General features: G+C 64.6%; 8 protein-coding genes. 4 read left to right on the top strand and 4 right to left on the bottom strand.

Annotated elements, in window-relative coordinates; genetic code table 11:
• A partial coding sequence (locus A5906_RS31125) for an FAD-binding protein (protein WP_245326992.1) occupies nt 1-1,532 on the top strand: 1,532 nt, incomplete at its 5' end.
• A gap of 131 nt (nt 1,533-1,663) precedes the next feature.
• Here the strand turns inward: A5906_RS31125 and A5906_RS31120 are convergent.
• Nucleotides 1,664-5,140: an indolepyruvate ferredoxin oxidoreductase family protein gene (locus A5906_RS31120; protein ID WP_080139002.1), complete on the bottom strand. Its 3,477-nt coding sequence runs from the start codon at nt 5,138-5,140 to the stop codon at nt 1,664-1,666.
• 163 nt (nt 5,141-5,303) lie between these two features.
• Between A5906_RS31120 and A5906_RS31115 the strand changes: the two genes are divergently transcribed.
• The 3 genes from A5906_RS31115 (at nt 5,304) to A5906_RS31105 (ending at nt 8,964) form a co-directional block, all read left to right on the top strand.
• The gene (locus tag A5906_RS31115) at nt 5,304-6,257 is read left to right on the top strand and encodes a hypothetical protein (protein ID WP_080139001.1); all 954 of its coding nucleotides are present in this window, start codon (nt 5,304-5,306) and stop codon (nt 6,255-6,257) included.
• A 330-nt stretch (nt 6,258-6,587) separates the two neighbouring features.
• On the top strand, nt 6,588-7,286 hold the full coding sequence (locus A5906_RS31110) for a cysteine hydrolase family protein (RefSeq protein WP_080139000.1): 699 nt from the start codon (nt 6,588-6,590) through the stop codon (nt 7,284-7,286).
• 10 nt (nt 7,287-7,296) lie between these two features.
• On the top strand, nt 7,297-8,964 hold the full coding sequence (locus A5906_RS31105; protein ID WP_080138999.1) for a regulator: 1,668 nt from the start codon (nt 7,297-7,299) through the stop codon (nt 8,962-8,964).
• A gap of 57 nt (nt 8,965-9,021) precedes the next feature.
• On the opposite strand, the gene A5906_RS31100 is transcribed toward A5906_RS31105, so the two are convergent.
• Genes A5906_RS31100 through A5906_RS31090 form a run of 3 tightly spaced genes read right to left on the bottom strand, consistent with a single transcriptional unit; the run spans nt 9,022 to nt 12,103 of the window.
• The gene (locus A5906_RS31100) at nt 9,022-9,846 is read right to left on the bottom strand and encodes a carbohydrate ABC transporter permease (RefSeq protein ID WP_080138998.1); all 825 of its coding nucleotides are present in this window, start codon (nt 9,844-9,846) and stop codon (nt 9,022-9,024) included.
• Nucleotides 9,843-10,781, bottom strand: a complete 939-nt coding sequence (locus A5906_RS31095; protein WP_080138997.1) for a carbohydrate ABC transporter permease — start codon at nt 10,779-10,781, stop codon at nt 9,843-9,845. The genes A5906_RS31100 and A5906_RS31095 overlap by 4 nt, the downstream gene beginning before the upstream one ends.
• Nucleotides 10,778-12,103 carry an ABC transporter substrate-binding protein gene (locus A5906_RS31090; RefSeq protein ID WP_080138996.1) on the bottom strand — a complete coding sequence of 442 codons (1,326 nt, stop codon included), beginning with the start codon at nt 12,101-12,103 and terminating at the stop codon, nt 10,778-10,780. Before A5906_RS31090 ends, A5906_RS31095 begins: the two co-directional genes overlap by 4 nt.
• Between the last annotated feature and the right edge of the window lie 96 nt (nt 12,104-12,199).

The following is a 12,199-nucleotide window of genomic DNA, read 5'->3' as shown; positions in this document are numbered from 1 at the left end:
GGCTTTCCGACAGTATCACTGATGCCGTCCAGTATCTGTCGAGCACGGTACCCGAGCCCGCCAATGCGGGCCTTCGCGCCGCGTTCCTCGCGCGCGGGCCGGAGGCTGTCGCCTGGCTCGAAGCCAACACCGAGTTGCGGCTCCAGCCCTTGAAGGTTTGTCCGGATTATTATCCGGAGCGGCTGGGCGCCACGTCCCGCGGTCGTGTGCTCGAGCCGTTGGCTTTCGACGGCAGACGGCTTGGCCGGGCGTTCGCGCGGCTGCGGCCGCCGCTGCCGGAGTCCACGCTGTTCGGCGGGATAATGGTCAACCGGCTCGACGTTCCGCATCTGTGGCGTGTCGGAAAATCGCTGCGCTCGACCTTGCGCGCGGCGCAGCTGGTGTCCGCATACGCGTTGCAGCGGCTCCGCTCGCCGCGCGGCATGATGCTGCATCTCGGCAACGCGCTTGCGGCGCGGCTGTTCGCTTCGCTGTTGGCGCAGCAGGTCGAGATCCTATTCAGTGCGGATGTCGAGGATCTGTCGATGCAGGGCGATCGCGTCGCCGGGGTGGTAATCCGCCATGGCGCGCGCGATCGCCTGATCGCGGCGCGTCGCGGCGTGGTGCTGGCAACCGGCGGCTTCTCGCACGACGCTGCTTTGCGCAAACGGTTCTTTCCTGCGGCGGCGGGATTTGTCTCAGCGACCAACCCGTCAGGCACCGGCGACGGGCTTCGGCTTGCAGCTACAGTCGGTGCCGCCCTCAACACGGAGGCGACCAGCCCGGCCTATTGGGTGCCGGCCTCGCTGTTCCGCCGTGCCGACGGCAGCCGCGGCGTGTTCCCGCATATGGTGACCGACCGCGCCAAGCCCGGCGTGATCGCCGTCAACGCCGCGGGGCGACGCTTCGTCAACGAGGCACTGTCCTACCACGAGGTCGTGCTCGCCATGCTGCGCGACGGCAACGGCAAGCCGGACCGGCCGTTTTACCTGATTTGTGACCACGCGTTCCTGTGGACCTACGGCCTCGGCCGCATCAAGCCGTTCACGCGCAGTGTGCGGCGGTATGTCGCCAGTGGCGAACTGATCGAGGCTCCTGATGTCGCGCAGCTCGCCGCGAAGATCGGCATCAAGCCCTCTGTGCTCACGGCGACGCTTGCAAGCTACAACGAAGGCGCGCGGGAAGGCCGTGACCCCGAGTTCGGCCGCGGCAGCACCAGCTATCAGCGCCATTTCGGTGATGCCGCTCACAAGCCCAACCCCTGCGTCGCTCCGATCGTCCGTGCACCATTCTTCGCGATGCGCATCCATCCCGCCGATCTCGGTACCGCCATCGGCATGAAGGTCGATGCGCAGGCTCGCGTGCTGCGAGAGGACGGCACGCCGGTCGCGGGACTCTATGCCTGCGGCAACGACATGGGCTCGATCATGAACGGCAATTGTCCTGGACCGGGCATCATGTTGGGCCCGGCGCTGACGTTCGGATACATCGCGGGGCGGCATCTGGCGGAGGGTGCGACGATAGCGCCGAGTGCTGCGAAGGCGTCTGTATGATTGTCGTACCCGCTATATCTGCGTCATTGCGAGCGTCGCGAAGCAATCCAGAACCTTTCCGCGGAGGCAGTCTGGAGTGCTTCGTCGCTTCGCTCCTCGCAATGACGGGGAGAGAGTGTGGGCCCTAGCCGTCACTCCGCAGCCGCCGCAAATCGGCTGTTCTCGAGCTCCGCTTCGAGCCGCGCCGTTTCGGCCGCCGCGCGCTTGACATTGGCTTCCTTGACATGGCCGAAGCCGCGGATCGTCTCCGGCACGCGCGCGAGCCGCGCCAGCAGCGGGATCTGCTCCGCGTTCAGCCCGGCGATGCGCTGGTCGATCATGCCGACATAGTCCTCGATCAGCTTCCGCTCGGTGCGGCGCTCCTCGGTGCGGCCGAACGGATCGAACGCGCCGCCGCGCAGGAACTTCAGCTTCGCCAGCACGCGAAAGGCGTGGATCATCCAGCCGCCGAACTCCTGCTTCTGAAGCCGGCCCGTTGCCTTGTCGCGCTTGGCGAAGATCGGCGGTGCCAGGTGGTATTTGAGTGTGAAGTCGCCGTCGAATTTTTCGGAGACCTTTCGGGCGAAGCTGCCATCGGTGTAGAGCCGCGCGACCTCGTACTCGTCCTTGTACGACATCAGCTTGAACAGGTTTTTCGCGACCGCCTCGGTCAGTTCCGTCGAGGCCGGCGCGGCGGCCGTTTCCGCCTTGCGCACGCTGGCGACCGTGGCGAGATAGCGGTCGGCGTAGGCCTTGTCCTGATAGCCGGTCAAAAACTCCGCGCGGGTCGCGATGATGTCGTCGAGCGATTTCGTCGGCGCTGATGCCCGGTTCTTGAACTGGAGCACGCTGCGCACCCGCGGCATGTCGTGGGCGGCAAGGCGGCCCCAAGTGAAAGCGAGCTTGTTCATCTCGATCGCGGCACCGTTGATCTCGATGGCGCGGAGCAGGGCCTCCAGCGACAGCGGGATGGCGCCCTTCTGGAAGGCGAAGCCGAGCATGAAGGGATTGGTCGCGATGCTGTCGCCCATCAGCGCGGCGGCAATGCCCGTGGCGTCGATGATATCGAGGTTCTTGTCGCCGATGGCGTCGCGCAGCACGGTCTGCATCGTGCCCATCTCGAAATCGAGATCGGGATTTTGCACGAAGCTCGCGGTCGGCTGCAGATCGGCGTTGATATAGGCCCTGGTGACGCCGCGTTCGGCGCGGCTCAGCGCGGTCGGGCCGGCCGAGACGATCATGTCGCAGCCGAGGATGACGTCGGCACCGCCGGTGGTGATGCGCACCGCAGAAATGTCTTCCGGCTTCGGCGCGATGCGGACATGGCTCATCACCGCGCCGTTCTTCTGCGACAGGCCGGTGAAGTCGAGCGCCGAGCAGCCGCGGCCGTCGACATGGGCGGCCATGCCGAGCAGGGCGCCGATGGTGATGACGCCGGTGCCGCCGATGCCGGTGACGAGGATGTTGTAGGGTCCGTCCAGCTCACGCGCGGCCGGCAGCGGCAGATCGGCGAACAGCTGGCCGGAATCGACCGTCGAGGTCTTCATCCGCTTCAGCGTGCCGCCATGCACGGTGACGAAGCTCGGGCAAAAGCCCTCGACGCAGGAAAAGTCCTTGTTGCAGTTCGACTGGTCGATCTGCCGCTTGCGGCCGAACTCGGTCTCCAGCGGCTGCACCGAGACGCAGTTGGAGGCCTGCGAGCAGTCGCCGCAGCCTTCACAGACCAGTTCGTTGATGAAGGCGCGTTTGGCGGGATCGGGATAGAGCCCGCGCTTGCGGCGGCGGCGCTTTTCCGCAGCGCATGTCTGGTCGTAGATGATGACCGTGAGGCCCTTGAATTCGCGCAGCTCGCGCTGCACGGCATCGAGCTCGCGGCGGTGATGGACGGTCGCGCCCTGCGGGAAGTAGTTGCCTCCTGGATATTTACTGGGATCGTCGGAGACGATCGCAAGCCGCTTGACGCCCTCGGCCCAGACCTGATGTGCGATCTGCGCGACGTTGAAGCTGCCTTCGGCCGGCTGGCCGCCGGTCATCGCGACGGCATCGTTGTAGAGGATCTTGTAGGTGATGTTGATGCCCGCGGCCGAAGCGGCGCGTAGCGCAAGCAGCCCCGAGTGGGTATAGGTGCCGTCGCCGAGATTCTGGAAAATGTGCGTCTCGGTGGTGAAGGGCGACTGACCGATCCAGTTCACGCCCTCCGCGCCCATATGCGAGATCAGGTCGGTGCGGCGGGTCGGCATGCTCAGGGCCATGCCGTGGCAGCCGATGCCGGCCATGGCCCGGCTTCCTTCGGGCACGCGGGTCGAGGAGTTGTGCGGACAGCCCGAGCAGAAGAACGGCGTGCGCGCGAGCTTGATCTGGTTGCTGGTGGTGACAGGATTGTCGAACGCCTCGAGCCGCGCCAGGCGCTGCTCCAGCACCGGGCTGTGATGTCCGAGCTTACGCAGCCGTGCGAGGAGGGCGGAGGCAACGATCGTCGGCGTCAGCTCACCCTCGCTCGGTAGCAGCGGCGCGCCGCGCTCGTCGCGCTTGCCCGTGACGGTCGGGCGCCTTGAAGCGTCGATGTTGTAGAGGATGCGCATCAGCTGATCTTCGATGAAACCACGCTTCTCCTCGACAACGAGCACGTCCTCAAGACCTTCGGCGAAGCGCTTCGCGCCGCTTTCCTCCAGCGGCCAGGTCAGCGCGACTTTGTAAATGCGAAGACCGAGATCCTGCGCGTCCTTGTCGGTGATGCCCAAATCGGCCAGCGCCTGGCGCAGATCAAGATAGGCCTTGCCGGTGGCGACGATGCCGAGCCGGGCCGGCTTTGAATCAAGCACGATGCGGTCGAGCTGGTTGGCGCGGGCAAAGGCCTGCACCGCTTGCATCTTCGGGCCGAACAGGCGCTTCTCAGCCTCCAGCGGCGGATCGGGCCAGCGGATGTTGAGACCGCCGGGCGGCATTTCGAAATCGTCGGGCAGCACGATCTTGATGCGCTCGGGGTCGCTATAGATCGAGGCCGAGCTTTCCACGGTCTCGCTGATCGCCTTGAAGCCGACCCAGCAGCCGGAGAAGCGCGACAGCGCAAAACCATAGAGGCCGAGATCGAGATAGTCCTGCAGCGTGGCGGGATTGATCACGGGGATCATTGCCGCCGCGAACACCTGCTCGCTCTGATGCGCCAGCGTCGAGGACTGGCAGCCATGGTCGTCGCCGGCAAGCGCCAGCACGCCGCCGTTGAGCGAGGTGCCGGCCGCATTGGCGTGCTTGAGCGCATCGACCGAGCGATCGACGCCGGGGCCCTTGCCGTACCAGATGCCGAACACGCCATCGACCTTGGCGCCGGGAAACAGGCCGACCTGCTGGCTGCCCCAGACCGCGGTTGCCGCGAGGTCCTCGTTCAGGCCCGGAACGAAGGCGATGTCGTGTTGCTGAAGATGCGACTTCGCGCGCCACAGCGCGTGGTCATACATGCCGAGCGGGGAACCGCGATAGCCTGAGATGAAGCCGCCGGTGTTGAGCCCCTGCAGCCGGTCGCGTTCGCGCTGCAACATTGGCAGGCGGACCAGGGCCTGCGTGCCGGACAGGAAGATCCGCTTCGATTCGAGCCGGTATTTATCGTCCAGCTCGACCTGCATCAGCGTCATTTCAGGAGTCCTTGTCGTCGTGGCTCGGCGGGATTTTGCGCTGCGGGAGGGGGCGGCTGCGCGACGCGAATTGTGACAGTCAAAAGCATGGACTACCGAAGTCAATATCGCTGGCCGCATCCGTGGCGGTCCTGTTAGTCATGGCTGCCTGTGGAGGAAAGCCATGACTGCGAACGCGTTCGAGACCGAGATCACCGAGACCGCGGAGGCGCTGATCGGCCCGTGGCGCAGGCCGCGTCAGATGCTGCAGGCGCAAACCTACGACGCGCACGCCTCCATCCACGACGACACCACCGCCCAGAAGTTGGGGTTCAAGGGCGGCACCATCGAAGGTCCGACGCATTTCAGCCAGTTCGTCCCGCTCGGCGCACGGCTCTGGGGACAGGCCTGGTTCGAGAGCGGCTGCCTGTCGGCGCATTACCGCAGCGTCTGCTACGAGGGCGAGGAGGTGCAGGCGATCCTGTCGAAGCCATTGCCGGGCACAAGCCAGTGCCAGATTCAGATGGTGAAGCGCGACGGCACCGAGGTGCTGCGGGGGACGGCTTCGGTCGGCGGCGCGACGGTCGCGACTGCGCTGGAGAGCCGCCTCACTGAGCTCAAGCCGCTGGCCGATTCTGTCATCCTGCGTGACGTCAAGGTGGCGCAGACCAGCAAGCGGCAGACGGTGCGGATGGCGTTCGACCAAAACATGGGCGACCTCTACCCCTTCTCGCTCAGGCAGAAGCTCGCCGTCATCACCGAGAGCTCGCCGTATTATTCGGGCACGGACAACCCGTGGGGCCGACCGATCATCCCGATGGAGATGCTGAGCGTGCTGTTCCAGTACCGCTCCAAGGAGGATCCATTGCCGGCCAAGGGACCTGCCGTCGGCCTGTTTGCCGACCAGGAGATCCGCCTGGTGAAGGGCCCGCTCTTCGAGGGCGAGCAATATGAAGTCGAGCGCGAAGTGGTCGCGCTGTCCGGCAGCCGCCGCACCGAGAGCGCCTGGGTCAGGACGCGCGTGTTCGACAAGACGGGCACGCTGGTCGCGACCATGCTGCTCAACATGGCGACGCTGAAGGACTCGTATGCGCCGTATGAGGAGGAGTATCGGCAGCTGTATGGGGCGGGGCGGTAGTCTCTACTCGTCATTCCGGGGCGCGCGCAGCGCGAATTATGATGCGCAATTGCGCATCTGAGAATCCATTTCACCTCATACATTGTGGGCCAATGGATTTTCGGGCTCGACGCTTCGCAAGGCCCCGGAATGACGGCGGAGAGCGCTCATCCTTTAAGCAAATGCACGTCGCGAGGACTTCGCACAGGGAATGAGCAGACGTCGATCACCGACGTAACCGTCTGACTAAACAGCAAATTCGTTGGCCACTCGCGCCCTCTCGCAATTGTACACAATGGCACGGCGCTTGCAGAACTCCTGGCACAGAGAGTTCTCGCGGGGGCCTGCGTCATGTTGAACTCAGCCAAGCCGACACCGGGCGTCATCAGCGCCGAGCCCGAGCCGATCAAGCTCGACTGGCCCGCCACCGCGCTTCTCATCATCGACATGCAGCGCGATTTCATGGAGCCCGGTGGCTTCGGCGAGACGCTCGGCAACGACGTCAGCCAGCTCGCGCGCGCGGTGAAGCCGATCGGCGCGCTGCTGAAGGCGGCGCGCGACACCGGCATGCTTGTGATCCACACCCGCGAGGGCCATCTGCCCGATCTGTCCGACGCGCCGCCGGCAAAAGTCGAGCGCGGTGCGCCGAGCCTTCGCATCGGCGATCCCGGCCCGATGGGCCGCATCCTCATTCGCGGCGAAGCCGGCCACGACATCATTCCCGAGCTCTATCCGCTCGACAGTGAGGTCGTGATCGACAAGCCCGGCAAGGGCGCGTTCTACGCCACCGAGCTCACGGACGTGCTGGAGAAATACGGCATCGAGAATCTGCTCGTGTGCGGCGTCACCACCGAGGTGTGCGTCAACACCACCGTGCGCGAGGCTAATGATCGCGGCTATCGCTGCGTCGTCATCTCGGACGGCTGCGCATCCTACTTCCCCGAGTTTCACGAGATGGGCCTGAAGATGATCAAGGCCCAGGGCGGCATCTTCGGCTGGGTCGCGGATTCAGCCGCAGTTCTGGAGGCAATGAAGGTTTCGACCACATAGGGGTATTATCATGAGCACATTGACGGGGACGGCCGGCAGTTCTGATCTGAACAAGTCCGATTTCAAGCCGGCACTATGGACATCTGGCGACTGGAACGCGTTTTTCGGCTTCGGCACCAACATCCTCGTCAACATGCTCGTGCTCACGGGCCTGTTGCGCTTCGTCTTGAAGATGCCGGACAGTCTCGTGTTCGGCCGTATCCTGCCCGCGCTCGGGCTGATGATGTGCCTGTCCACCTTCTATTATGCGTATCTCGCCTATCGCCTCGCGCAGAAGACTGGCCGCAACGACGTCTGCGCGCTGCCCTCGGGCGTCAGCGTGCCGCACATGTTCATCGTCACCTTCGTGATCATGCTGCCGATCACGCTGAAGACCGGCGATCCGCTCAAGGGCTGGTCGGCGGGTCTCGTCTGGGTGTTCTTCCAGAGCTTTATCCTGATGATCGGCGGCTTCATCGCGCCGTTCATTCGCAAGATCACGCCGCGCGCCGCGCTGCTCGGTACGCTCGCCGGCGTCTCCGTCACCTTCATCTCGATGCGCCCGGCGCTCGAGATGTACATGACGCCGCAGATCGGCCTCGTCTGCTTCGCTATCATCCTGGTGAGCTGGTTCGGCGGCGTGAAATACTGGCGCGGCATCCCCGCGGGCCTCGTCGCGATCGCGGCCGGCATGATCATCGCCTGGGGCTCAAACCTGTTCGGGCTTGGCCTTGGTGGACTGAGCATTGCGGGCGTCGGCGCGGCCTTCGCCAATTTCGGCTTCTCGGTGCCGCTTCCCGCCGTCGGCTACGTCTTCTCCGGCTTCGAGTTCCTCGGCATCATCCTGGTCACCGCCGTTCCGTTCGGCATCTACGACCTCGTCGAGGCCATGGACAATGTCGAGAGCGCCGAAGCGGCCGGCGACGAATATCCGACCACGCGTGTCTTGACCGCCGACGGCGTCGTCAGTCTGATCGGCTGCCTGATGGGCAACCCCTTCATCAACGCCGTCTATATCGGCCATCCCGGCTGGAAGGCGATGGGCGGCCGGATCGGCTATTCGGCCGCGACCGGCATCATGGTGGTGGTGCTGGCCTGGTTCGGCATCATCTCGGTGCTGCTGGCGCTGGTGCCGGTCGTCGCGATCTCGCCGATCCTGCTCTATATCGGCATGCTGATCGGCGCGCAGGCGTTCCAGACCACGCCGGTCAAGCACGCGCCCGCGATCGTGCTGGCGCTGACGCCGCATCTGGCCGCCTGGGCGAAGCTCCAGATCGACACGATGCTGGCCTCGACCATGACGGCGGCGGCAACCGTCGGCGGCATGGCGGCCGACAAGGCCGATGCGGTCAAGACGGCTGCGGTTGCGGCGCTGCCGCAGCAAGGCGTGTTCTATCACGGTCTCGAGGTGATGGGCGGCGGCTCCATCCTCGGCGGCCTCATCCTCGGCGCGATCGGCGTCTTCATCATCGAGCGCGACTTCGAGAAAGCCTCAGCCTTCGCGCTGGTCGGTGCGGTGCTGACCTATTTCGGCTTCATGCATGGCGAGGCTGTCGGCATCGGCGGCGGTTTCGGCGTCACGCCCGCGGTCGCGCTCGCCTATGCCGTGATGGCAGCCGGCCTGTTCGTGGCCAGCAAGCTCGGCACCACCGAGCACTACGCCGCGCATCCGGAGATGCACGCCGCACCGGCGGAGTAAAGAAGCGAGACATCGAACGCGGCCGGGCGGCAATGAGTTGCCCGGCCGTTTCATTTGTTACCCGCCCTTCACGGCCCCCGCCGTCAGCCCGGCGACGATCTGCCGCTGCGCCAGCACGGTCAGCAGCAGCACCGGGAAGGTGACGATCAGCGCGGCAGCGGCCAGCGGTCCCCAACTGAGCTGGTCGAACGAGATCATGTTGTAGACCGCAACGGGCAGGGTGCGCGTCTCGCGTCCCGCCAGCACGATGCCGAACACAAAATTGTTCCAGGAGAAGATCACCGCGAGGATGAAGGCGACCGCGATGCCGGGCTTGGCGATGGGCAGCGCGACGTGGCGGAACACCTGCCAGCGGCCGGCGCCGTCGATCAGGGCGGCTTCTTCCAGCTCCATCGGCGTGGTCTCGAAATAGCCGATCATGATCCAGATCACGATCGGCACGGTGACGACGAGATGGATGATGATCTGCGGCACCAGCGTGCCGAGCAGGCCGAGCCACTGGAAGAGCAGGAACAGCGGGATCAAATAGGACAGGCCCGGCGTGATGCGGGCGATCAGGATCACGATCGCGGATTTATGCGCGGCCATGCGCGCTATGCCGTAGCCGGCGGGGACGCCGACGAGCAGCGCCAGCAGCGTCGCGCTGCCGGTGACGATCAGGCTGTTCGTGAAATAGGTCAGGAAGCGGTTGGAGGCGAGCACGTCGGCATAGTTCTTCCAGGCGATGCGATCCGGAAAGAACACCGGCGGGTAGGCGGCATTGTCGACCTCGAACTTGAGCGACAGCGATAGCATCCAGAGGAAGAACAGGATCGCCGGCGAGACGATGACGAACACCGAAAGCCACAGGCCGATCTGGCCGATAATTTGACGGGGTGTCATGCGCCGCTCGCGATTTCGGTCCACAGCATGCGCTGGCGGGCGTAGAGCATCACCGCGGCGAGCAGGACGATCAGCAGGAAGAACACCACGGCGATCGCCGAGCCATAGCCGAGGTCGTAATAGGTGAAGGCGACGCTGTAGAGGTAGATGTTGATGGTCTCCGAGGCCGAGCCCGGTCCGCCCTGCGTGATCGCGAAGATGATGTCAAAACTCTTCACGGCGTCGATCATGCGGATCATGCCGGCGATGAACAGGAACGGCATGATCAGCGGCAGCGTGATGAAGCGGAACACCTGCCAGAGATTGGCGCCGTCGATCTGGGCGCTCTCGTAAGGCTCGGTCGGGATTGCGGCAAGGCCCCCGAGCACGATCAGCATCACCAGCGGGGTCCATTGCCAGGTCTCAACCAGCACCAGCGAGGGAATGACGGTTGCAGGATGAAACACCCAGAGCTGCGCGGGAATTCCGACCAGCGACAGCAGGTAGTTCAGGATGCCGAGCTGCGGGTGGAACATCATGGTCCAGACCAGCGCGATCGCGACAGGCGTCGCCATCATCGGCATGATGAAGACGCCGCGCAGAAAGCCGCGGCCGGCGAAGTTCTGGTGAAACACCACGGCCGCGAACGTGCCGAGCACGAGCGGCAGCAGCACGGACAGCGCGGTGTAGACCAGCGTATGCCCGATTGCCTCGATGAAGCGCGGATCGCTGGTTAGCCGCAGATAGTTGGAGAACCCGACGAAACTGGTCGGCGAGCCCACCTTCCACTCGTTCAGGCTCATCCAGATGGTGAAGACCCACGGGAAGATGATGATCGCGAGCACGACGACCAGCGCCGGCACCACGAACGGCCAGTAGGACGGCGGCCGCAATTCCTTCTCCGGCGCGGCATCGGATCGTGCCGCGGCCGGAGTCGATTGTGTCAACGCACTCACGTCTTCTCGCTACGCTCCAGGATCGGCCGGTACTGGTCGTTGGCCTTCTTCAGCTCGGCTGCGGGATCGGCGCCGGACAAGGTCGCGGTGAGCGCCGCGCCGACAATGTCGCGGAATTCGGCGACCGGAATCACGACGGGCAGGCCGAGCTTGCTGATCTTGGCGGAGTCGATCACCGATTGCAGCCACTCCTTGGGCATCTTCACGCCGCTCTGGATCTCGGGATCGTTCAGGATCGAGTTGCGGAACGGCACGCCGCCGCCGGCCTGCAGCAGCCGCGCGCCCTGCTTCTTCGAGACCACCCATTGGCAGAGCAGATAGGCGGCTTCCTTGTTCTTGCTCGCCGCGGCGATGCCGATGCCGTCGCCGTAAGTTGCCGAATACTGTCCCTTTGGCCCGGCCGGCACGACAGTGTAGCCGACCTTGCCGACGACGCGCGAGGCTGCGGGATCCTCCAGCGGTGGCGCCCAGCCGACGCCGTCGATCCACATCGCCGAGCGGCCTTGGGTGAACGAGGCCATCGACTCCATCCAGTTGAAGCCGGCAACGCCGGGAGGGGCCGATTTCGTCAGCAACGTTTGATAGAGCTTGGTCGCCTCGACGGCTTCCGGACCATCGGTCAGGATGTTGCCCTTGGCATCGAGGAATTCACCGCCATAGTCGACGAAGAAGTTGCCCCACAATGCCATGTTGGCATTGCGCAAGCCCCGCCCGACAAAGCCATAGGTGCCTTCCTTGGGATCGGTCAGCTTTTCGGCGGCCGCGACCATCTCGTCGAGCGTCTTGGGTACCGCGACGCCCTTCTTCTGGAAGAGCTCCTTGTTGTAGTAGAGGATGAAATAGTCGACCGACCAGGGCAGGGACAGCATCTGCCCCTTGTCGTTCTTGGCGTATTGCAGGCCGGCGGCCGAGAAATCGCTCTCGACGAGATCCGGCGCGGTCAGCGTCGGATCCTTCATGAAGGGCGTCATGTCCGCGAGCCAGCCGGCTTTCTCAAACTGGCGCTTCTGCACGTGATAGCTGAGATGGACGACGTCGAAGCTCGGCCGGCCCGAGGTGAATTCGATCACGACCTTCTGGCGCTGCTGCTGCTCGGGAATCTGCTCGGATTCCACCTGGATTCCGGTGAGCTCCGTGAACTCCTTGATGTTCTTCTGCAGGTTGTCGCCGCGCGGCCCCTTGGCGAGGATCACCTCAAGCTTGGTGCCGGCGTACTTCTTCCAGTTCAACTCGGCCCGCGCCGGCAAGCCCGTCAGGCTGAGCGCGCCAGCCGCGGCAGTGCCAGTCAAAAGCGTACGACGCGAGATCTTGTGGTTGACCACTTGAGGTCCCTCCCTGTGACTCAATTTGGGGGGATACTAGCGATCGTGCCAAGCCTGCCTAGTCCTAATTCGAGTTGATCAGGGACGTACGGCGGG

This window comes from Bradyrhizobium sacchari, from assembly GCF_002068095.1.
In the GTDB taxonomy this organism is placed as follows: Bacteria; Pseudomonadota; Alphaproteobacteria; order Rhizobiales; family Xanthobacteraceae; genus Bradyrhizobium; species Bradyrhizobium sacchari.
Note: the sequence above shows the minus strand (reverse complement) of the source record. Positions and strands in the feature narration are given on the sequence as shown.